This window comes from Bacillus sp. RC51, from assembly GCF_044908115.1.
Lineage (GTDB): Bacteria > Bacillota > Bacilli > Bacillales > Bacillaceae_G > Bacillus_A > Bacillus_A mycoides.
The window spans coordinates 672,448-692,945 of record NZ_JBIYCW010000002.1 but is presented as its reverse complement, the minus strand read 5'-3'; the positions used below and the strand labels follow the sequence as shown (position 1 = coordinate 692,945).

At 33.7% G+C, this 20,498-nt stretch carries 25 protein-coding genes and 1 pseudogene; 5 read left to right on the top strand and 21 right to left on the bottom strand.

What is annotated here, in order from left to right:
* Positions 1-23: 23 nt before the first annotated feature.
* The 8 genes and pseudogenes from copZ to ABH959_RS08300 form a co-directional block, all read right to left on the bottom strand.
* Entirely contained in the window at positions 24-230 is a 207-nt protein-coding gene (gene copZ, locus ABH959_RS08335; protein ID WP_002066751.1) for a copper chaperone CopZ, read from the bottom strand.
* Between the two features lie 197 nt (positions 231-427).
* A complete protein-coding gene (locus tag ABH959_RS08330; protein ID WP_002014668.1) occupies positions 428-730 on the bottom strand; it encodes a metal-sensing transcriptional repressor in 303 nt (100 codons plus the stop codon).
* A gap of 387 nt (positions 731-1,117) precedes the next feature.
* Positions 1,118-1,345 (bottom strand): hypothetical protein, encoded by a 228-nt coding sequence (locus ABH959_RS08325; protein WP_000849103.1) that lies wholly within the window; start codon positions 1,343-1,345, stop codon positions 1,118-1,120.
* 259 nt (positions 1,346-1,604) lie between these two features.
* On the bottom strand, positions 1,605-2,552 hold the full coding sequence (locus tag ABH959_RS08320) for a cation diffusion facilitator family transporter (RefSeq protein WP_113936884.1): 948 nt from the start codon (positions 2,550-2,552) through the stop codon (positions 1,605-1,607).
* A 54-nt stretch (positions 2,553-2,606) separates the two neighbouring features.
* Positions 2,607-2,838, bottom strand: a pseudogene (locus tag ABH959_RS08315) (ferredoxin).
* A gap of 55 nt (positions 2,839-2,893) precedes the next feature.
* Positions 2,894-3,601 (bottom strand): 2,3-diphosphoglycerate-dependent phosphoglycerate mutase, encoded by a 708-nt coding sequence (gene gpmA / locus ABH959_RS08310; RefSeq protein WP_113936883.1) that lies wholly within the window; start codon positions 3,599-3,601, stop codon positions 2,894-2,896.
* 66 nt (positions 3,602-3,667) lie between these two features.
* A complete protein-coding gene (locus ABH959_RS08305) occupies positions 3,668-4,042 on the bottom strand; it encodes an ArsR/SmtB family transcription factor (protein ID WP_113936882.1) in 375 nt (124 codons plus the stop codon).
* 153 nt (positions 4,043-4,195) lie between these two features.
* Positions 4,196-5,272, bottom strand: a complete 1,077-nt coding sequence (locus tag ABH959_RS08300; protein ID WP_113936881.1) for a helix-turn-helix transcriptional regulator — start codon at positions 5,270-5,272, stop codon at positions 4,196-4,198.
* A gap of 91 nt (positions 5,273-5,363) precedes the next feature.
* Here ABH959_RS08300 and ABH959_RS08295 point away from each other — a divergent pair, with 91 nt between their 5' ends.
* A complete protein-coding gene (locus ABH959_RS08295; RefSeq protein ID WP_404492437.1) occupies positions 5,364-6,053 on the top strand; it encodes a class I SAM-dependent methyltransferase in 690 nt (229 codons plus the stop codon).
* 44 nt (positions 6,054-6,097) lie between these two features.
* On the opposite strand, the gene ABH959_RS08290 is transcribed toward ABH959_RS08295, so the two are convergent.
* The 6 genes from ABH959_RS08290 to ABH959_RS08265 form a co-directional block, all read right to left on the bottom strand.
* Entirely contained in the window at positions 6,098-6,916 is an 819-nt protein-coding gene (locus tag ABH959_RS08290) for an alpha/beta hydrolase (RefSeq protein WP_113936879.1), read from the bottom strand.
* A 15-nt stretch (positions 6,917-6,931) separates the two neighbouring features.
* Positions 6,932-7,750: an ABC transporter ATP-binding protein gene (locus ABH959_RS08285; protein ID WP_404492436.1), complete on the bottom strand. Its 819-nt coding sequence runs from the start codon at positions 7,748-7,750 to the stop codon at positions 6,932-6,934.
* Between the two features lie 15 nt (positions 7,751-7,765).
* Positions 7,766-8,788, bottom strand: coding sequence for a FecCD family ABC transporter permease (locus ABH959_RS08280; RefSeq protein ID WP_113936878.1), 1,023 nt, complete (start codon positions 8,786-8,788; stop codon positions 7,766-7,768).
* Positions 8,781-9,788 carry a FecCD family ABC transporter permease gene (locus tag ABH959_RS08275; protein ID WP_002087983.1) on the bottom strand — a complete coding sequence of 336 codons (1,008 nt, stop codon included), beginning with the start codon at positions 9,786-9,788 and terminating at the stop codon, positions 8,781-8,783. The genes ABH959_RS08280 and ABH959_RS08275 overlap by 8 nt, the downstream gene beginning before the upstream one ends.
* Before the next feature lie 27 nt (positions 9,789-9,815).
* Positions 9,816-10,781: an iron-hydroxamate ABC transporter substrate-binding protein gene (locus tag ABH959_RS08270; protein WP_002087985.1), complete on the bottom strand. Its 966-nt coding sequence runs from the start codon at positions 10,779-10,781 to the stop codon at positions 9,816-9,818.
* Between the two features lie 309 nt (positions 10,782-11,090).
* Positions 11,091-11,849 carry an exodeoxyribonuclease III gene (locus ABH959_RS08265; protein ID WP_404492435.1) on the bottom strand — a complete coding sequence of 253 codons (759 nt, stop codon included), beginning with the start codon at positions 11,847-11,849 and terminating at the stop codon, positions 11,091-11,093.
* A 154-nt stretch (positions 11,850-12,003) separates the two neighbouring features.
* Here ABH959_RS08265 and ABH959_RS08260 point away from each other — a divergent pair, with 154 nt between their 5' ends.
* Genes ABH959_RS08260 through ABH959_RS08250 form a run of 3 tightly spaced genes read left to right on the top strand, consistent with a single transcriptional unit; the run spans position 12,004 to position 14,019 of the window.
* Positions 12,004-12,576 carry a bifunctional transcriptional activator/DNA repair enzyme AdaA gene (locus ABH959_RS08260; protein WP_113936876.1) on the top strand — a complete coding sequence of 191 codons (573 nt, stop codon included), beginning with the start codon at positions 12,004-12,006 and terminating at the stop codon, positions 12,574-12,576.
* Between the two features lie 4 nt (positions 12,577-12,580).
* The gene (locus ABH959_RS08255; RefSeq protein ID WP_113936875.1) at positions 12,581-13,105 is read left to right on the top strand and encodes a methylated-DNA--[protein]-cysteine S-methyltransferase; all 525 of its coding nucleotides are present in this window, start codon (positions 12,581-12,583) and stop codon (positions 13,103-13,105) included.
* A gap of 2 nt (positions 13,106-13,107) precedes the next feature.
* A complete protein-coding gene (locus tag ABH959_RS08250) occupies positions 13,108-14,019 on the top strand; it encodes a DNA-3-methyladenine glycosylase 2 (RefSeq protein ID WP_404492434.1) in 912 nt (303 codons plus the stop codon).
* A 12-nt stretch (positions 14,020-14,031) separates the two neighbouring features.
* On the opposite strand, the gene ABH959_RS08245 is transcribed toward ABH959_RS08250, so the two are convergent.
* From ABH959_RS08245 to pepT, 3 genes are all read right to left on the bottom strand, one after another.
* Positions 14,032-14,337 (bottom strand): hypothetical protein, encoded by a 306-nt coding sequence (locus ABH959_RS08245; RefSeq protein WP_016362105.1) that lies wholly within the window; start codon positions 14,335-14,337, stop codon positions 14,032-14,034.
* Between the two features lie 14 nt (positions 14,338-14,351).
* The gene (locus ABH959_RS08240) at positions 14,352-15,416 is read right to left on the bottom strand and encodes a lactonase family protein (protein WP_113936873.1); all 1,065 of its coding nucleotides are present in this window, start codon (positions 15,414-15,416) and stop codon (positions 14,352-14,354) included.
* Between the two features lie 101 nt (positions 15,417-15,517).
* Positions 15,518-16,750, bottom strand: coding sequence for a peptidase T (gene pepT / locus ABH959_RS08235; RefSeq protein WP_404492433.1), 1,233 nt, complete (start codon positions 16,748-16,750; stop codon positions 15,518-15,520).
* Between the two features lie 183 nt (positions 16,751-16,933).
* Between pepT and ABH959_RS08230 the strand changes: the two genes are divergently transcribed.
* Positions 16,934-17,578: a YczE/YyaS/YitT family protein gene (locus ABH959_RS08230; RefSeq protein ID WP_404492432.1), complete on the top strand. Its 645-nt coding sequence runs from the start codon at positions 16,934-16,936 to the stop codon at positions 17,576-17,578.
* 136 nt (positions 17,579-17,714) lie between these two features.
* On the opposite strand, the gene ABH959_RS08225 is transcribed toward ABH959_RS08230, so the two are convergent.
* The 4 genes from ABH959_RS08225 to ABH959_RS08210 all read right to left on the bottom strand — a co-directional run bounded on the left by ABH959_RS08225 (position 17,715) and on the right by ABH959_RS08210 (position 20,439).
* Positions 17,715-18,032 carry a hypothetical protein gene (locus tag ABH959_RS08225; protein ID WP_404492431.1) on the bottom strand — a complete coding sequence of 106 codons (318 nt, stop codon included), beginning with the start codon at positions 18,030-18,032 and terminating at the stop codon, positions 17,715-17,717.
* Positions 18,033-18,353: 321 nt separating this feature from the next.
* Positions 18,354-18,929 (bottom strand): histidine phosphatase family protein, encoded by a 576-nt coding sequence (locus ABH959_RS08220; protein WP_113936869.1) that lies wholly within the window; start codon positions 18,927-18,929, stop codon positions 18,354-18,356.
* 95 nt (positions 18,930-19,024) lie between these two features.
* On the bottom strand, positions 19,025-19,840 hold the full coding sequence (locus ABH959_RS08215) for an alpha/beta fold hydrolase (RefSeq protein ID WP_113936868.1): 816 nt from the start codon (positions 19,838-19,840) through the stop codon (positions 19,025-19,027).
* Between the two features lie 212 nt (positions 19,841-20,052).
* A complete protein-coding gene (locus ABH959_RS08210; RefSeq protein ID WP_002066723.1) occupies positions 20,053-20,439 on the bottom strand; it encodes a VOC family protein in 387 nt (128 codons plus the stop codon).
* Between the last annotated feature and the right edge of the window lie 59 nt (positions 20,440-20,498).

Here is a 20,498-nt window from a genome sequence, read left to right as displayed (position 1 = left end):
TTTATTTCCGTATCTAAAAATAATTATTGAACATCATATCCTTGATCTTCAATTACAGCAACGATATCTTTTAACGTTACAACTGATGAGTCGATAGTAACTTCAACAGTTCCTTCTGATAATTGAACTTTCACTTGTTCAACACCGTTTAGTTCTTTCACGCTGCCTTCGATAGAATTTACACAATGTCCACAAGACATACCTTCAACTTGTAATGTTAACTGTTCCATTTAAAATCCTCCTCTTGTTTCTTCATTGTTTGTTAACCACAACTACATCTTACCATACCCCCCTAAGGTAATCAATGGTTTTGTATCATGATTTTAATTCTTTTCTAAAATCTTTATTTTTTTGCTCCAATTATGAATTTATATATCTTCTCCTATATAAACAAAAAGCCAAGCTAATATTCAATTAGCTTGGCTTTTTATGCTTTTGAAAAACGTTCAAATACTGTCATTAATTCTTCAATTGCTTCGTCACCATTACCATTTTTAATAGCTCCTGAAACACAATGACTCGTATGATTTTTTAAGACACCCATTCCTACTTTTTTCATCGCTGCATTAATCGCAGAAATTTGAACTAAAATATCCACGCAATAACGATCATTTTCAATCATATTTTGAATACCACGGACTTGGCCTTCAATTCTCTTTAATCTATTTATAATTTGTTCTTTTTCTTTTTCTGATCTATGTGTTACTGATTCATGGTCCTTATGATCCATATTATCACCTTCTTAAAGTTTCTCTTCATCCAATAAAACAATTGCTTTTATGAGTATACCAATTATATCATCAAATATCTATGTATGATACCCCATATGAGTATATTTTCGCTTTATGATTATTCTTAACACATCATTAGCTTCTCAATCTCAATTAATATGATACCCTTTCTTTTTTTCAAAAAAACATTTCATCTCCCATCAAAACTCAATAAGGTGAAACTTTAATCACCCCTCACCAATCGAGCTTTTACAGGTAGCTAATGCGGGATAAAATGAAACAATAATAAGCGGGGATTGTCCATTCCCCACTTATTATTCGCCCACAAATATAAAAGCCTCAATCTTCACACATTTAAATCGAGGCTTTTTTCTTCCTATATATAATTATTGCTGATCACATACTTTTGTATCATTCACTACTGAAGTTCCTTCAACGGTTACCGTATGAAAACAGTCATTTACACGAACTGTCACAACATTATCTTGCCGATCAATGATATGATATTCATTAAAATTTTTATTCAGAGCACTGCGAATTTGTTCTCCTTCATAAATTGGAATGCCATGTGATAAAACCCAAATAAGCCCAGCGATAGCAAGAATAGTTTTCATACGATCTACCTCCTTGAGAATATAGTGAACTTTAAATCCGCTCTTTTTCAGCTTTACTAATCATAAATTGAATTAACCAAGCCCTTTTGGAAGTAAGTTCATTTCGTCTATTTTATGTTTATGCTAATTGTGACCGAATTGTGACAACTTTTTGTCTGTTTAGACGAAAAGTTGAAACAAAACTTTCAAAAAGGACAATTCTACTTGAACAAACGAAAGGCTATGGAGAATTTCCCCATAGCCTTTCGTTTGCATTTTATTAGACAATCATTTCATTATGTTTAATGTTAAGTGTTTCAATTTGAATTGTAGCATGTTCAATATGGAACTCTTGCTTTAAGATATTAATAATATTTTGAAGGACTTCTTGATCATCTTGTTTTTTATCAATCATTACATGGACGCTTAATGCATCTAATCCAGATGTAATTGTCCAAATATGAAGATCGTGTATATCACGTACACCTTTTACTCCTTTAATAGCTTTCTTAACTTGTTCTATTTCAATTGAAACAGGTGTACCCTCCATAAGTATATGAATGGAATGTTTTGTTACTCCCCATGCACTCTTTAAAATCAATAGAGCTACAACTACTGAAATAATTGGATCTGCAATATACCATGAGAATAATGACATAAGTACACCAGCTACTAATGCGCCAACTGATCCTAAAGCATCCCCAAGAACATGTAAATATGCGCTACGTAAATTCACGTTATTTTTTACATCACCTTGTCTCATGAGTGCCCATGCACTAATTAAATTTGCTAGTAAACCAATTGATGCGATTAACATCATTGGGCCACTTGCTACAGTTGGTGGTTCAAAAAAACGACCAATTGCTTCCCATACGATAAGCCCTGCTACAACAAATAATGTAATTCCATTAATTAATGCTGCTAATATTTCAAAACGATAATATCCATATGTTTTTGTAGAAGTAACCGTTCTAGCTGCAAGTCCTATTGCAATTAAACTTAATAATAATGAACTTGTATCACTTAACATATGTCCTGAATCAGATAATAAGGCCAAACTATTTGTAACTAGTCCTCCAAAAAATTCAAGGAACATAATAGTTGCTGTAATTACTAAAGCTGTAATTAACCCTTTTCTATTCCCTTTCCTGCTCTCCTCAAAATGATGATGTCCATGCGAATGCCCGTGAGTATGTCCATGATGTTGGTGACCTTGATGATGTCCCATATAAATTCCTCCTTTTAATTTTGTTTTGTCTTTAATAATTCCTCTATTGAATTTTCACTTATTTATAAATGGCTCTTTTCTTACCTGAATCGAACTTGTTGGACAGCCGTCACTTGCCGCCAACATTGCTTTCAAGAAAGTTTTTGGGATTCCCATTATTCCTTGATTGCTATCTAATGCACTAAATGATTTCCCTCTTCCATCTAATTGATATATCAGGTGCTATAGAAGTACATAATCCACATGACTCACAATTCTTTTTATTTACGACCGTATAATGTAACAATATAAATCACCTCCATTATAAATATACAATACATCGGTAGGGTATATTAAAGTGTTTATTTTATACAAATTTCCCTATTCAAATAATAATGGTCTATCGGTTTTAAATCATTATCCAATTCATAAACCAATGGTGTTCCTGTTGGAATGTTTACATTCTCTATATCTTCATCTGACATTTGATCTAAATATTTTACTAAAGTACGTATTGTATTTCCATGTGCTGCAATAATTACTTGTTTACCAGCTTTTACATTAGGAGCTATCTCTTCATCCCAATATGAAACAACTCGTTTCTCTGTATCTTCTAGATCTTCTGTAAGAGGAAACTCATGATCTTTTAAATCTCTATATTTCGGATGTGCCGCTTCATATCTTTTGTCATCTTTTGTAAGTGATGGTGGGCGTACATTTGTTGAACGTCTCCATAAAGTTACTTGTTCATCACCATATTTTCTCGCTGTTTCTTCCTTGTTTAATCCTTGAAGCGCACCGTAATGACGCTCATTTAATTTCCATGTTTTATGAACAGGTATCCACATCAAATCCATTTCTTCGAGAGTAATCCATAAAGTACGCATCGCTCTTCTCAAAACAGATGTATATGCTATATCAAATGAGAAACCATTAGCTTTCAGCATTACTCCGGCTTCTCTTGCTTCTTCCAAACCTTTATTGGATAAATCAACATCCGTCCAACCTGTAAACCGATTTTCAACATTCCATTCACTTTGTCCGTGCCGTATTAAAACTAGCTTTACCATACTTATTATCTCCTCTCCTTTTAAAGTTGCATTTTCATAAAGAAGTATCTTTATGAAAATGCATGATTACATATCAAGTTCTTTCTTATTCAGTTCACTACTATGACTAAACGCTAATTCAATTAATCCATTTACGTGAGAATCATCTAATGAATAAAAAACAAGTTTCCCCTCTTTACGCTTTTTCGCTAATCCTATCGTTTGTAATAGCCTTAAGTGATGTGAAGCTGTTGCAATACTGCTATGAATAATACTTGCGACATCTCGTACGCAAAGCTCATTTTCCGTATACAGCGCATAAGCAATTTTCAAACGTGTTTCATCTGCAAATGCCTTAAACATTTTCGCTACACTACTTATATTTTCTTTCTCCAACATGTCACTTGCATGCTTTACTTTTTGCTCATCGTGATAACAAAGTTCACAATGTTCTTCTTTCATAAGTAACACCTCTTATTCAAGTATATATTTGATTATGTATACAGTATACCTTATTAACCAAAAACATTCAAATGCTTATTTGAATGTTTTTGGTTATCCTAAAAAAAATTATAAAAAAAAGAATCCTAAATGACTTTGGATTCTTTTCTATTATTACTTCTCTTTAGAAAAACAAAACTTCGAAAAAACCTCCCATATAAGTTCATTTCTACTACATACCCCTACCTTTTCAAAAATGGATTTAAGATGATCTTGAACTGTATACGTAGAAATATGCAATTCTTCCGCCACGTCTTTTGTTGACATTCCTCTAACAATCCCTACTATCACTTGCTTCTCTCTTTGAGAAAGACTATAAGAATCTGCAATAAGGGGAAAAACTTCTTCCGGCCTCGCTCTTTCAAACAAAACTATATAGCCATCATTACAACTACCGTAACCTTCTAACCTACTCGCGCGAATAACTAAAAATTGTCCACAAGATAAACCAATACCTACCATTTCCCCTTCATCTGCTGCTTCCCTATTAGATTCGTTGGCTTTCACTCTTGAACAAACCGCACGTATTGGCCTTGGAACGTCATCTTCATTCAATTGTTCATATGTTCTAAGAGTGGATAGCCATGCCTTTCCATTTTGATCCCAATATAGTAGGTCAAATTTTTCATTTAATATAATCGTACCCGTTCCTACTACTTCCACTTGTTCCTCTGAACATGTTATAAATGATTTTCTTAATGTATCTCCCACAATAGAGCTTATTTTTGATAAATACTCACATTCATTTTGTTGAAAAGATACTCTTGTATTATCTCGAAACAAACTTAAGTGTCCAAAACATTTTCCTTTACTCATACAAACCACTCTTACTTCATCTATAAAACCGGCTGGTTTTAAAATATTTCGATACCTAGCGCTTTTTATCGGATTATCATTTGTGACAATACGTATCGCGCCAACATGGGGGGCCTTTCGTGCTAAATCTTTAAATTTGTTGTAATCATCCTCTAAAAATTCATTCATAAATAACTGCGAATGCAGCTGTTCAATTATTCGATCTGTATATGCCCCGGTTGATAAAAATGTGCGTGGGTCTATAGCGGTGAAGCAGGAAGCATCAAATGGAATTAACTTTTTTAATATATTTAAAAACCCTTTTTGGAATTGTCTAGTTGAGCTTTCGCTTTTCATTAACACTGTTATTTCTTTCGTTGCCTGTTCATAAATCATCTTTATTCCCCCCAGATTTATGGGATTGTTTCCTCTAACCATTTCATTTCATAATAAAGTGAAACTTTATTGTAAAAGAGGAGGTTAAAAAATGAGCTGGAATGATTGTACTGTACATACGTATGAACGAACAATTCCGTTGAAAATCCCTGGATATTTTACCCTATATGAAATGATGAATCATTTCTTATTTACTACACTCCCTAAAGAAAATATGAATCCAAAGTTACTAGTTATAGGTGCTGGTGGTGGACAAGAAATTCTCTCAATAGGCAAACAAAATAGCAACTTATCTTTTACAGGTGTTGATCCATCTGAAAGCATGCTACAGCTAGCTAAAAAAAGAATTGAAAGCGAAGGCATACAAAATCAAATTCACTTTGTACATGGAACTGTCCATTCATTATTAACCAATCCATTATTTGACGCTGCTACTTGTATGCTTGTTCTTCATTTCATCCCAACTATTAAGGAGAAAAAAGAGCTTCTTAATGAAATTAGTAGTCGCTTAAAACCTGGTGCTCCATTCTTTCTCTCTACAATAAATGGTGTACCCCATACAAGTATGTTTTCTGCACAATTGAATGCTTGGCGCAACCACATGATGCAAAATCAAATTCCATTAGAAGATTGGAACCGATTTGAAAATTCTTTTGAAACAGAAATATTTCCTATTTCCGAAACGAATCTACTAGCTATCATGGAGGAATGTGGATTTACTCAAATCGATCGCTTTTTCACAAGCCTTTTAATTGATGGATACGTAGCAATAAAACAATAATGAAAAAAGGTAAGCAATTGCTTACCTTTTTTCATATACATCTTCTACACTTGACTAATAAATCTCAATCCTTTACTTAAAGATGTCGGCACAACAGATGCATGATTCTCCCCTTCAGCTTCATAAAACATAAACCTAAACTGATCGTGTTTTACTTGGAGAAGGCGCTCTGATAATTCGTTTGCACCTACAACCATATGCTCTCGTTCCAATGACCCAACTGTAAGGAATACTCCCGTTTCAACCTTAGCATTGTTTAATTCATTTATAAGATTCTTTTCTTTTTCAAGCACGGATTGGTTATTCCACCAAATAGATGGACTACTTATAAAATAATTTTGAAAGGCATTTACGCTTGTGAATAGTATATGTAAAGCAAATAGACCACCTAAAGAATGTCCAAATAACGTTTGCTTTCCTTTATCAATCTCAAATTCCTTTTCAATTTGTGGTTTCAATTCTTCTTCAATAAAAGTAAAGAAGTTATGTGCTCCCCCTGTTTTAGGCCACGGTTTACCGTCCGGTTTTAACGGGGCATCTTTTGAAATTACGACAGGTGTAAGATCATAACATCTTTCTTCTCCTGAAAATGCGCCTTCAATTGGATAACCAATACCTACTATAATTGCTGGTGACACACCTGTTTTTTCTGCTCTTACCGATTGTATTTTAATAGCTTCATGGAACGTTTGGAAAAAGGCGTTCCCATCTAATACATATATAATAGGATAACCAGAATCCGGTGCTGGCTGCTTCGGTTTTGAAATATGAATTTGATACTCACGATTCTCTAATGTCGAATACATTTTCCACTGTTCGGTATTAGATACAATAATTTGTTGTTTTTCAATAGCAGTATTCATTATGCACATCCCCCCTTAACTCGTTACATACATCTCTACTTTTTCCTCTTGAAATACACTATCATAACCGAAGCAAACGGGAGCTCCGTTATATGGATCTATCATGACACGCGCATCGATATGAAATACCTCTTTTAGCACCTCGTTTGTAATAATTTCTATAGGACTACCAGTTGTAATAATGTTTCCTTCTTTCATTGCGATAATTTCATCTGAAAATCTAGCTGCGTGGTTAATATCATGTAATACCATTACGACCGTACAATTATGTTCTTTATTCAGTTTCTCAACGATTTGCAGTACATCTAATTGGTGTGACATATCAAGGTATGTCGTTGGCTCATCTAATAATAAAACTTCCGTCTCTTGCGCTAAGGACATTGCTAGCCATACTTTTTGTCTTTGTCCACCTGATAAATTCGCAATTTGTCTCGTTCGAAACGCTGATGTTTTGGTAATATCTAATGCCCAATCAATCATTTCTTTATCTTTTGAAGTTAACTTATTCACGTTATTACGATGTGGATAACGCCCATAAGAAACCAACTCTTCTACTTTAATCTCTCCTGGGGCAATCGGGTTTTGCGGAAGCAAAGCTAACTGTTTCGCGATTTCTTTCGTTGAAATCGTATTTAAATCTTGTCCTTGTAAATATACTTTACCGCTTTTTTGTTTTAAAATTCTTCCCATCGTTTTTAATAATGTCGATTTTCCGCATCCATTTGGACCTATAATTGTCGTTACTTTTCCCTTTTGTATTTCCACATTTAAATCGCGAAACACTGTAAGTTTTTCATAATTTGCTTCCAAGTTTTTTGCACTTAAAATATTCACTTATGTTTCCTCCTCTTACGCTTTCGCCTTATAAAGTAAATATAAGAAATACGGTACACCGACAATAGCAATAACAATCCCTACAGGCAATTCTGCAGGCATAAAAATTGTTTTTGCGATAAAATCTGAAGCAATTACAAGTAACATCCCAATTACTCCGCATGTAGGAATTACATATTTATGTTGAATGCCAACAAGTCTTTTGGCTATATGTGGCGCCATTAGACCAATAAATCCAATACTTCCTGAAACAGCAACACATGCACTTACAAGTCCAATACTGCTTAATAATAGAATAGACTTCTCTCTTTCTACTGAAACACCTAGACTTGTAATACTCGTTTCTTCCAATTGAAATAAATCTAGCAAATAAGCTTTCTTTTTTATAATTGGAATTAATATAATAAGCCATGGCAACATTGCAATAATGTATTTCCAGTTTGCATTATATATGCTACCCGAAACCCAGACAGCTGCCATTTCAAAGTCAGTTGCTTTCATTTTCAATGATAAATACATAGAAAACGCTCCGAAACCTGACCCTATTGCGATCCCTGTTAGTAACAGACGCTGTGAATCTAACTTTCCATTTCGCCAAGAAAATATATAAATTAATATAGCCGCGCCTAACCCACCAACTAAGCCAAACATCGGCATCATCATTATAGAAATCCAATCCGTACTCTTTATTTGTCCTTGGAAAAAGAACATAAAAATTACGATTGCAGTTCCTGCACCAGCATTTACTCCTAAAATACCCGGATCTGCTAAACCATTTCTCGTAATCCCTTGAATAACAGCGCCAGCTATCCCTAGACCTAATCCTACTAGGCCAGCAATTATGATTCGCGGCAGTCTAAAATCAAATATAACTAAATCATGTTCTGGGACTGGATCAATCCGAAAAATTGTTCGAAAGACGTCCATAATTGTAATATCAAATGTACCATTCGTTAAGCTAATATAAATGGTACATAAAATTAAAAGTATAATAGTCCCCATAGTCATTACAAAACGCTGATTTGAGCCTTTAAGCATGTCTCTCTCCCCCTCTTGTACGAATTAAATAAAGGAAGAAAGGAATTCCAATTAGAGACGTAACAACGCCTATTGGTGTTTCAAATGGATAGTTTACAAATCTGCTTAACACATCACATAAAGCAAGAAACACACCACCAATTACTCCAGCACAAGGCACAATCCATTTATAATCTACACCGATTAAAAAGCGGGTAATATGAGGAATAATTAGTCCTACAAAACCTATTTTCCCTACTAAAGCAACTGCTGTACCAGTCAGAAATACAACAGATAAAATTGCAGTCACTTTTATAATTTTCGTACGCTGCCCTAAATTAATAGACACTTCTTCTCCCAGTGAAAGGATTGTAATAGATTTTGAAATGAGAAGTGCTAAAATAATACCAACTATACCAAAAGGAATTGCTAATTTAAGTATATTGGGATCTACTTGATCTAATTTCGCGTTGTACCAAAAACTAATATTTTGAGAGACTTGAAAATAAGAAGCAATTGCGGCAGAAAGACTACTTAAGAATGTCCCTATCACGGTTCCTATAATTGCTAATCTTACAGGTGACAATCCGTTTCTAAGCAGTGAACCAAATCCAAAAACAATTCCCGCACCTAATGCTGAACCCAGCATAGAACATAAAATCATGTTGACTGAAGACATTCCCGGAAGGAATACCATACACATTGTAATAACAAAAGCAGAACCATCCGTCACACCCATAATAGAAGGGGATGCAAGATAATTCCTTGTCATCCCCTGCATAAGTGCTCCTGATATGGCTAGAAAAGCTCCAACTAAAAGAGCTCCAATTACCCTTGGTAAACGAGATGTAACAATAATATTATGATTTACATTACTCGAATCAAAATGAAACAATGCATTCCACGTCGTTTCAAAATCGATATTTTTTGTCCCATATAAGATAGATAAAATAACAGTAAGTAAAATACATATGGGTGCTAAGCATAAAATTATCATTGGAAGTGAATTTATTTTCCGCATATCATTCAACGCACCTTACTAATTTTATTATTTAGTCAAATTTTTCACTGCTTCTTTTAAAAATACTGTTTTACTCCAAGCAGTACCACCTTGTGCAATAGGATCTACAGTATTTACAAATACTTTCTTCTCTTTTACAGCATTTACACTTTGCCAAATTGGATTACTTTCTATTTCTTCTAGCACTTTCGGTTTATTATTTTCACTTGCTTCATATTGTAAAAATACGTAATCTGGATTTATTTGAGCCAGTTGTTCTAAAGAGAGTTTCTCTTGCGCTTTTACATTTTTAAGTTGTTCTGGAGCAGTTAATCCAAGGTCTTTATAAATTACAGGGTTGAAGTATACTCCTTCTGGATAAACGAATAATGTATTCGCTCTTAATCTTATTACAAGTACCTTTTTATCTTTTAACTTATCTCCAATTTTTGCTTTCGCTTTTTCAGCGTCTGCTTTATAATCCTTAATAATTTTTTCTGCTTTGTCTTTTTTACCAGATAGTTCTCCCATTAATTTTAAGTTTTCTTCCCAATCTGTAGAAACATGTGATATTGGGATTGTTGGAGCTACCTTCGTAAATTTCTCAGCCGCTTCTGCTGGGAATTTCGTACTTGATGTAATAACATCAGGTTTTAATTGAAGTAATGTTTCAAAGTTGGGTTCCATTTTCTCACCGACAGATTTCGCACCTTCTAAATCTTTTGCAACGTTCCCTGGTAATTTCCCACCAACCGTAATTGCACCTACCGGTTTAATTCCAAGTACTGCCGCATCTTCCATTGACTCTAAACTAGCTGTCGCAATTTTATCTACTTTTGCTGGTACTGTATATTCTTTACCTAAATATGTAATCTTTCGCTTTTCGTCTTTTTTCGTTTCCGTAGCCTTTGTCTGTTGTTTTTGTTCCCCAGAAGTTTTGTCTGCACTATTACATGCTGCTAAACCAACACTTAAAACTGTAACCATCCCTAATGTAAATAACTTCTTGTTCATCTTTATATATCTCCTCTCGAAATCTTCAAATATATTATTTCAACAATGAAACTTAATTATATGAAACATAATCCTCATCTATATTTCACATCATTAATAAATCTACGTAAAATGGAGAGCCATTCTCGTTCACTTCCCCTAGTATTAAATTCTTTACAACCCTCATCCCACGATAATCACTAACAGTGATAATGATTATCGTTATTAAGTATATATTTAATATCAGATTATTTCAAGAATGATTTGAAAAATTTTAACAAACTGAACAAAAAAGAAGTATCTCCTTTTTTCAGGAAGATACTTCTTTTTTTAGAAATCTATATGTAATTCAACTGGACAATGGTCCGATCCCATCACTTCACTATTAATTTTCGCATCGGTAATTTTATGTTTTAGCCTTTCAGAAATCACAAAGTAGTCTAAACGCCAACCGATATTTTTCGCTCTTGCACCCATACGATATGACCACCATGAGTACGCTCCTTCTTGATCAGGATAAAGATAGCGATACGTATCAATGAATCCCGCCTCTAAAACACATGTGAATTTCTCTCTTTCTTCATCCGAAAAACCAGGATTTTTCCGATTACTTTTCGGATTTTTTAAATCGATTTCTTTATGAGAAACGTTTAAATCACCGCAAAAAACAACTGGTTTCTTCTCATCTAACCGCTTAATATACGCCCTGAAATCATCTTCCCATTCCATTCTGTAATCTAAACGTTCTAATCCTCGTTTAGAATTTGGTGTATACAGCGTTATCATATAAAAATCATCAAATTCTAACGTAATAACTCGTCCTTCTTGATCATGCTCTTCAATCCCTAAACCATATGTAACAGAAATCGGTTCTTTTTTCGTGAAAATAGCCGTTCCTGAGTAGCCTTTTTTCACAGCATAATTCCAATATGTATAATATCCCTCGGGATTTAAATCAATTTGTCCACTTTGTAATTTAATTTCCTGTAAACAAAATATATCTGCATTAAATTCTTCTAGATATTCTAGAAATCCACCTTTTGCAATAACTGCTCGCAAACCATTTACATTCCATGAAATCAACTTCATCTATGTTCCTCCTCTTGATGTGCATTTTCAATTTTCATGCTAACACAAAATAGATACCCTATCATAGTTTCATCTTTGTAATCTTGCTCTTACATTCGTAAATACGTACATACGTACTTTATTCAGGTTATACTAATGCCAGAGGTGATGTTCTGTGCATAATGAAGAGTTCACAGTAACAAATGAGTATTGGCAAGCAATTATTCATAATGACTCCACATATGATGACAAATTCTTTTACGCTGTAAAATCAACCGGTATTTTTTGCCGACCATCATGTAAATCGAGAATGCCGAATAAAAACAATGTACGTATTTTTCTTAAGGCAGAGCAAGCATTACATGAAAATTTTCGTCCGTGTAAACGTTGTAAACCAAACGGGCTAACTTTACCTAATGAAGAATGGGTAGAGCAAATTAAAGAATATATCCAAAAACATTATTGTGACGTGTTAACCCTCGACTTACTCGCAGAAATATGCCATGGTAGCCCTTATCATCTACAACGCACTTTCAAGAAAATTGTAGGGATTAGTCCAATAGAATATATACAGCAATTCAGAATTAAAAAAGCGACAGAATACCTTTCACATACAAATCAATCCATTATGGAAATTAGTACTGATGTCGGGATAGAAAATCCGGAGTATTTCGCGACTTTATTTAAAAAGAAGACAGGATTTACCCCTACTGAATATCGAAAAAAGAACGGAATAAAAGAGGTATGAAATAATGAAACCATATGAAAATAAAACTATATATTGGACATTGCTTATTCATAAACATTGGCGTATGCATATTGCAGCTACTTCAAATGGATTATGCTTCATCGGATCGCAAAATGAAACTTTTGAAGAACTAAATACGTGGGCTAGCAAAAAACTGCCACAACATACATTCATCCAAAATCCAGATCATCTGCAAACATATACAAAAGAACTTATCGAGTATTTGGAAACCAAACTAGAAACCTTTACAATTCCTATCGATGTTTACGGAACTGCATTTCAATTAGCTGTTTGGAATACAGTACGTGAAATTCCTTATGGGGAGGCACATTCTTATTCAGAGATTGCGGAAAGAATTCAAAAACCTAACGCTGTACGTGCAGTTGGGACTGCCGTTGGGGCAAATCCTCTGCTTATCACTATTCCTTGTCACCGCGTTATTGGGAAAAATGGTAAACTTACCGGTTTTAGAGGTGGTTTAGAAATGAAAAAAGAATTGCTCAAATTAGAAGCGCTTCGGGAGGAGTAAATATGACAGAGGGCTGTAATGAAATATTGTCTTTAGTCGTTCCAAAAGAATTTAGTTTTCAAGAAAACTTACGCTATCTATCACGTTCTAAAAATGAATGTATGTTTCATATTGAAAACAATAAAATCTATAAAGTCATTCCTGTTCAAAACATAAATCCATTAGTTGAAATTGGTTTGAATGCCGATAGTAATATTCAAATACGTTTTTTAGGAGAATCATATGTCTCTGAAAAATGGGCACACGATGCCGTATCTAACTATGTAAAAGAGTGGTTTGATTTAACTACTGATTTAGCTCCCTTCTATAAATTAGCTAAACACGACCCACTCCTTCAAAAACCCATTAAAGAATTTTACGGTCTTCGTACTTTGGGAATTCCGGATTTATTTGAAGCACTATGCTGGGGGATTCTAGGTCAACAAATCAACCTCACATATGCCTATACTCTAAAAAGAAGATTAGTCGAAAATTTTGGCGATTATGTAGATTGGAACGATAGAAAACATTGGATATTCCCCTCACCTGAAGTAATAGCAAATCTACGTGTAGAAGATCTCGCAATGTTAAAAATGACTACAAGAAAGTGCGAATACTTAATTGACGTCGCGCAGCTCATTACAGAAGGTAAATTATCAAAAGAATCTCTATTACAAATACAAGATGTGAAGCAAGCTGAAAAACAATTAACTAGCATTCGCGGTATAGGGCCATGGACAGCTCACTATGTTTTGATGCGTTGTTTACGATTCCCTTCAGCTTTTCCAATTGATGATGTTGGTTTGCATAATGCAATTAAATTTATAACAGGTTCCGAAAAGAAACCGACTAAAAATGAAATAAAAGAATTTGCAGTAAATTGGATACAGTGGGAGTCTTACGCGACTTTTTATTTGTGGCGTGTTCTATATTAAAAAAAAGCATTTTTAAGTGCTTTTTTTTAATATATTTTCAGGTGATATTTCATCATCGCTTTTTGTATAATAGTTTTCATCATGATATGGTAAAGATAAGTGTTCTAACTTCTCATCGTCTTCTACACACATGACTTTTAAAGTATATCCTTCGAAATCAACTGGAAAGAAAACTTCTTCACTTTGATTTTCATTTATTGCCAAATCAATCATATCCCTTAATTGCTCTAACCCTTCTTTATTTCCAATAATAATAGCTTGATCATGCCACATTTGTTGTCCATATATATGACAGACCTTATAATCTTTGAAATTCATAAATGTTCTCCTATCTACTTTTTCACATGCAAAAACTTCACACATACCGGTTCTGGCGCACTTATTCCATCCTGTAAGAGCACTAATTTCCCCGTTAATTCATTTCTAGAGAATAAAGTCAATGTATTAGATTTTTCATTCGCAGCAATTAAAAATCTTTCTGTCGGATCTAAAGAAAAGTCCCGTGGCCAATCTCCTTCTGTCGATACTGTTTCAATAAAAGTTAGCTCTCCATTATGCTCATTTACTCGAAAAACTGCGATACTATTATGCCCTCTATTTGCTGCGTAAACAAATTTGCCATCTGAAGAGATATAAATTGCACTTCCATAACTTTCTTCACTATAATCTTCAGGTAATGTAGAGATATATTGTTTTTCTTTAAAACTACCACTATGTGCATCATATTGCAGTACAATAATCTCTGAACTTAGTTCCGTCATAACGTATGCAAGATGTTTATTGGGATGGAATACAAGATGTCTCGGACCGCTACCAGGTTTAACAGATAAACAAGCAGCTTCCATTAATCCTCCGTCACTTTCTTTATATGTAATCACCTTGTCTATTCCTAAATCAACTGCTACTACATATTTTTCATCAGGAGTAAAATTCGCATAATGAGCATGCGCCTTTTCTTGTCTTTCCTTATTCAGTCCTGAACCTTTATGTTCTACAATTGTCGTAGCAGTATTTATACTTCCACTACCCTTTTTCACTATATAAGATTCAACTGTTCCTTTATGATAATTCGCTGCTACTACTATACTATTCTCCCGATTCACACTTACATAGCACGGCGATACCCCTTCTAAAACTTGCATGTTAATCGAATTTAGATTACCGGATTTATTATGAATGGAAAAACTAGCAATTCCACCTAACCCATTATCTTTCGCAACAGAATAAAGGTACTCGTTGTTATGACTAATCGTTACATATGTCGGACTTCCTATATGAGCTGCTAATTCAATCCCTTTAAGTTCTCCGATGTTCGTATCAAGTATAAATTTATAAATCCCCTTACTCTCTGCTTTGGTATATGTCCCTATATAACCATGAAACTGATTTTCACTCATAACATTTCCCCCTTTTACAAACGTCTTGTAACAAGTTTCACTTTGTATTTTTTACTATAGAAAAGAACCAAGTAGCACTTCATTACTACTTGGTTCTCTTTTTAAGCTTGTTCTTCAAATCGTCTTGCAATTTCTACAATTACTTGAACAGCTTTTTCCATAGTATCTACCGAAACATACTCAAATTTACCGTGATAGTTTTCACCACCAGTGAAAATATTTGGCGTTGGTAATCCCATATACGATAATTGTGATCCATCTGTTCCACCACGAATTGGATGGATGTTCGGTTCGATATTTAAACTTTTCATCGCTTCATATGCAATATCAACAATTTCTCGCACTGGTTCAATTTTTTCAAGCATGTTATAGTACTGATCATTCATCTCTAAAACAATCGCATTTTCACCGTACTTCTCTTGCATGTTTTTCACAATATCTTTAATGTTATTTTTACGCGCTTCAAAATGAGTACGATCAAAATCTCGAATAATATAGTAAGCCTTACTTTGCTCGACGTCACCATTTAAAGAGAGTAGATGATAGAAACCTTCATACCCTTCAGTATATTCTGGCGCCTCTTCTACTGGCAACTGTCTATCGAATTCCATAGCAAGTTTACTTGCGTTACGCATTTTGTTTTTCGCTGTTCCAGGATGTGTATTTGTCCCTTTAAAAGTTAATTTAGCGCTTGCAGCGTTAAAACTCTCATATTCTAAACCACCTAATGGACCTCCGTCCATCGTATAAGCAAACGATGCACCAAACGCTTCTACATCAAAATGCGCTGGTCCACGACCAATTTCTTCATCCGGTGTAAATGCTACTCTTATTTTCCCATGCTTAATTTGCGGATTATGTATTAAATAGTTCATTGCTACCATGATTTCTGTAAGACCAGCTTTATCATCTGCTCCAAGAAGTGTTGTACCATCAGTTGTAATAATTGTATGTCCTTTATATGATGGTAATTCCGGGAACTGTTCAGGTGTTAACACAACATTTAATTCTTCATTTAACGTAATCGCATTACCATCAAAATTTTCATGAATTTGTGGGTTTACGTTTTTCCCTGTAAAATCTGTTGCTGTGTCTAAATGCGCTAAAAAGCCGATTACAGGAACATCTTTATCTGTATTTGCAGGTAATGTTGCCATTACGTAACCATTATCATCCATCGTCACTTCTGATAATCCAATCTCTTTTAACTCTTCCACTAATAACTTACCAAATTCAATTTGTCCAGGTGTTGTTGGTACTATATGACTTTCTTCATTTGATTGGGTATCAATTTTTACATATCTCGTAAATCTTTCAATAAGTTCTTGTTTCAAGTTCTTTCACTCCCTTTTCTGTTTCTTTCTCCATTATAATCCTTAAAACGAAATATTTTAACTTTTTTGACTGTGAAAATATATATCCATTTACATTTTTAATAAATCATAAAAAGACATAATATTTGTACATTTAAATTCAAACATGTAATATACATCATTATATATTGGGAGGTTTTAAAGATGAGGCTAACTCTCTTTCGCTATTTTCTTTTTTTCCTAGGATTAATTTTTTTTGGACTTGGAAATGCTCTCGCAGTCAAAGTTAAATTCCTCGGTTTACACCCTTGGGAAGTATTAAATATGGCTCTCTATGAACGATTCGGATGGACACTTGGTACTTGGAGTGTCATATGTGGGTTATGCCTCGTTCTTATCTCTTTATTAGTAGATCCAAAATATATAAACGTAGGTACATTTTTAAATGCACTACTTATCGGTCCTATTATGGACTTTTTCTTACGATCAAACATCCTTCCAAACGCTAGTGATTATTTATGGATAAACTTACTCATTTTATTTTCTGGTATTGCAATTACAGGAATTGGGGGAGGGATGTATGTTGCGGCTGGGATTGGTGCTGGACCTCGCGATGGATTCATGCTTACTATTTCTGACAAAACTGGGTTATCTATTAGTCGTGCTCGAATCATTGTAGAATGCTTTGTACTAGTTATTGGATATATGCTAGGAGGTCCTGTTTTCATCGTAACTTTTCTATACACTTTTATTCAAAGTCCAATCTTTCAGCAATCATTTAAGATATTTCAAACACTCTTACATACTTTAGATAGCAAAAACAAAGAGCAAATTAATGAAAATATATAAAACATAACTTAATACCAATTACTCTTTTCATTAACTTTCTTACAAATAATTCACCCTATTTACGATTCCCACCGCAAATAGGGTGTTTCTTTTTTCATCCGATAATATATATTTAATTAAACATCAAGAGCATATACTACTCATTCACAATAAAAGTATATACATCATTATAAATACAACCATTTACTCTAATAACATACTTACCCGGTTTATTGAACTGAACTGTATAATTACTTAATTGTACCGCTTCTTTATCTCCTGAAAGAATATCAATACTTCTACCACTCAATAAATAAGATTCACTTTGATTCATCGCTACATTAATAGTATTGAACTTCTCCTCTTTCGCTTGTGGTGTTTCTGCAGCGCTTACACTTGGTTCTAAAAAAAGTAATCCACTTAATCCAATTGAACCCGCTAGAGCTACTCCTGCAAATTTTTTCATTTTTTTCATCACAATGACCCCCTTATAATTTTAGTGTAAAGGCGATGTCCCCCCTTACACCACAAAGCCTATATGTTAAGAAATGAAAAGTAAACGTGTACAGTAAGACAAAATTCTACATTTTTTTCTCCTATTGAATATAAATCCAGCGTTTGGAGTTTTGTCACATTTAAAATTGTTTCCCTAAACCAATTTTCCAATAAATTATTCAAAATCTGAATAATTACTTATTAATTTAACATTCTAAAAATAGTTGATAAAAACTATTTCTCTTCAAAAAAAGAGTGTGTTTTAAAAGTAATTTTTAAAACACACTCCATATAATCCATTTCATTTCTCTCTCCATAATCTCTCTACATTTATTAATTGCTCGTCTTTAAATTCCAGCTTATATACGTCTGGCTTTGATGTATTCATTAAAAATTCAAGCCCATATTGGTTATCAAAATAGTTCATCATCAATGTCATTACAAGCCCATGTGTACCAACTACAATTTTATGTCCTTGAAAATCTATTAATATTTCTTTTAATATTTTCACTACTCTTCTCTGACAATCCACATACGACTCTCCTCCAGTTAGTGTGAAATCTGGATTAGAGAACATCTTCTTTACGAGTGGATACACTTCCTTATCTGATATAATCTTATCCTCACTTAAAAATCTACACTCTTTGAGATTTTCATATACTACTATTTCTTTTTCATGGGAATTAGCTAACTTTTCTATTGTTAACATTGCCCTCTTATACGGACTTGAAATGAAAGTATCAATCCCCTCTGTTTTTAATATCTCAGTTACTTTATGGGCATCTAAAGTTCCCTTCTCAGTTAATCCACGTGTTCTTTCATCTCCTTCTAATTTTGGTGATTCACCATGCCTAACCATATAGATATATGTATTCATAATTCCTCCTTGAAAATATTTATAAGTTAATTACTTACTTTAATCTTTTCCGTATCAAAACTTGAATACAATCAAAATATTAATTTATTCTTTTTTTATGAACTTTGCTGAGCAGTTCGTCTAACCCACTCCAAAACTAAACTCTCAAATAATTCAGGCTGTTCAATTTGTAAATTATGTCCCGCCATATCTAATACCGCTAATGTTGCTCTTGGATAATCTTCAATGATTCCTACAATATCTTGATAACCTACCGATATATCTTGTCTTCCAGCTAATAAAAGAACAGGTTTCTCATATTTTTTATGCTGGAAGTCCAAAGTAAGAGAGTAATTCTTTTGTAATCTTTCAATAAACCCATCATTAGCAATATCTAGCCCAGGCTTAATTTCTTCTTTGAAACGCTTATATGTATACTCATTCGCAACCACTGCTAATTCACAAAATTCTTCCCTTTCGGTTGAAGTAAGCGCGTTTAAAAATTCTTCATCTCTTACAATTACCTGTTTATCTGGAAGAAGCCTTTTTTCTCGTTGCGCTACAACAACAGGACATACTAACAATAATCCATTAACTCTATCAAACATCTTTGAAAGTATCCCGCTAGCTAAATATCCCCCGTAAGACTCTCCTACTAGTAAAAAATCTTTAGTTGGGATGATTTTCTCAATAAATGCAGTTAACAGTTCTAATATACAATCTGAACTATTTATCCAATCTGGGGCATTCGATTTCCCCATTCCAGGTAAATCAATATAAATTCGTTGATATCCTACAGACTTCTGAAACACTGTTTCCATACATTTCTTCATTAATCTATGGTCAGGAGAACACCCATGTATGATAAGTACTGGCTTTCCTTCTCCAATGATTTCATAGTATACTTCTGCATCCCTAATCCGGCATATCATAAAAAAACCTCCCTATTTTTATATTCACCTTTAAAAACAACCCGCTCAAACTCAAAAGAATACACGTTCTCATTTTACATCTTTTCAGAAGTTAATTTCAAATCTTAATTTTCAGATTACAAATACAAAAAGCTTCCCTATGAGTGTATCTCCTCCAAGGAAACTTTTTTATATTTTCTTTTACTCTATCAAAATTCGAAACTTCTCTAGCCTCATTCTTCTATTTGCATCAATACAATTCTCCAACCATCTGGGTCCTCTATAGTAATCCCCTTTTCTTTCCAATATGGATTTTCTGGATCTACTTCATCGTATCCCATTGCGTGCAGCCTTTTACTCACTTTTTCTATTTCATTACATTCTTTAATATAAAATACAAGTAAATTATCTTTTGTTGGAGCAGGACATGGGCTTCCATCTATATGTCTTGTAAATTCTAAATGAAATTCTTCATCTGGTAGACCAAACATGACTCCATCATAGCCGTCATGGTCATTAAACTCTCCTATACGTTTTAAACCTAATCCTTCTTCATAGAATGCTATAACCGCTTCAAACTTGTCTGTTGGACGTGCTATTCTAAACTTCACCCATTTCATCGTGATTTTCCCTCCATATTAAAAATCAATTACTGTATTACATATTATTGTATATAATC

Bases quoted from the DNA above. Each gene is read 5' to 3' on its own strand.
- copZ (WP_002066751.1), bottom strand. From the start codon at position 230: ATGGAACAGTTAACATTACAAGTTGAAGGTATGTCTTGTGGACATTGT.
- ABH959_RS08330 (WP_002014668.1), bottom strand. From the start codon at position 730: ATGGATCATAAGGACCATGAATCAGTAACACATAGATCAGAAAAAGAA.
- ABH959_RS08325 (WP_000849103.1), bottom strand. From the start codon at position 1,345: ATGAAAACTATTCTTGCTATCGCTGGGCTTATTTGGGTTTTATCACAT.
- ABH959_RS08320 (WP_113936884.1), bottom strand. From the start codon at position 2,552: ATGGGACATCATCAAGGTCACCAACATCATGGACATACTCACGGGCAT.
- gpmA (WP_113936883.1), bottom strand. From the start codon at position 3,601: ATGGTAAAGCTAGTTTTAATACGGCACGGACAAAGTGAATGGAATGTT.
- ABH959_RS08305 (WP_113936882.1), bottom strand. From the start codon at position 4,042: ATGAAAGAAGAACATTGTGAACTTTGTTATCACGATGAGCAAAAAGTA.
- ABH959_RS08300 (WP_113936881.1), bottom strand. From the start codon at position 5,272: ATGATTTATGAACAGGCAACGAAAGAAATAACAGTGTTAATGAAAAGC.
- ABH959_RS08295 (WP_404492437.1), top strand. From the start codon at position 5,364: ATGAGCTGGAATGATTGTACTGTACATACGTATGAACGAACAATTCCG.
- ABH959_RS08290 (WP_113936879.1), bottom strand. From the start codon at position 6,916: ATGAATACTGCTATTGAAAAACAACAAATTATTGTATCTAATACCGAA.
- ABH959_RS08280 (WP_113936878.1), bottom strand. From the start codon at position 8,788: ATGCTTAAAGGCTCAAATCAGCGTTTTGTAATGACTATGGGGACTATT.
- ABH959_RS08275 (WP_002087983.1), bottom strand. From the start codon at position 9,788: ATGCGGAAAATAAATTCACTTCCAATGATAATTTTATGCTTAGCACCC.
- ABH959_RS08270 (WP_002087985.1), bottom strand. From the start codon at position 10,781: ATGAACAAGAAGTTATTTACATTAGGGATGGTTACAGTTTTAAGTGTT.
- ABH959_RS08265 (WP_404492435.1), bottom strand. From the start codon at position 11,849: ATGAAGTTGATTTCATGGAATGTAAATGGTTTGCGAGCAGTTATTGCA.
- ABH959_RS08255 (WP_113936875.1), top strand. From the start codon at position 12,581: ATGAAACCATATGAAAATAAAACTATATATTGGACATTGCTTATTCAT.
- ABH959_RS08250 (WP_404492434.1), top strand. From the start codon at position 13,108: ATGACAGAGGGCTGTAATGAAATATTGTCTTTAGTCGTTCCAAAAGAA.
- ABH959_RS08245 (WP_016362105.1), bottom strand. From the start codon at position 14,337: ATGAATTTCAAAGATTATAAGGTCTGTCATATATATGGACAACAAATG.
- ABH959_RS08240 (WP_113936873.1), bottom strand. From the start codon at position 15,416: ATGAGTGAAAATCAGTTTCATGGTTATATAGGGACATATACCAAAGCA.
- ABH959_RS08230 (WP_404492432.1), top strand. From the start codon at position 16,934: ATGAGGCTAACTCTCTTTCGCTATTTTCTTTTTTTCCTAGGATTAATT.
- ABH959_RS08225 (WP_404492431.1), bottom strand. From the start codon at position 18,032: ATGAAAAAAATGAAAAAATTTGCAGGAGTAGCTCTAGCGGGTTCAATT.
- ABH959_RS08220 (WP_113936869.1), bottom strand. From the start codon at position 18,929: ATGAATACATATATCTATATGGTTAGGCATGGTGAATCACCAAAATTA.
- ABH959_RS08215 (WP_113936868.1), bottom strand. From the start codon at position 19,840: ATGATATGCCGGATTAGGGATGCAGAAGTATACTATGAAATCATTGGA.
- ABH959_RS08210 (WP_002066723.1), bottom strand. From the start codon at position 20,439: ATGAAATGGGTGAAGTTTAGAATAGCACGTCCAACAGACAAGTTTGAA.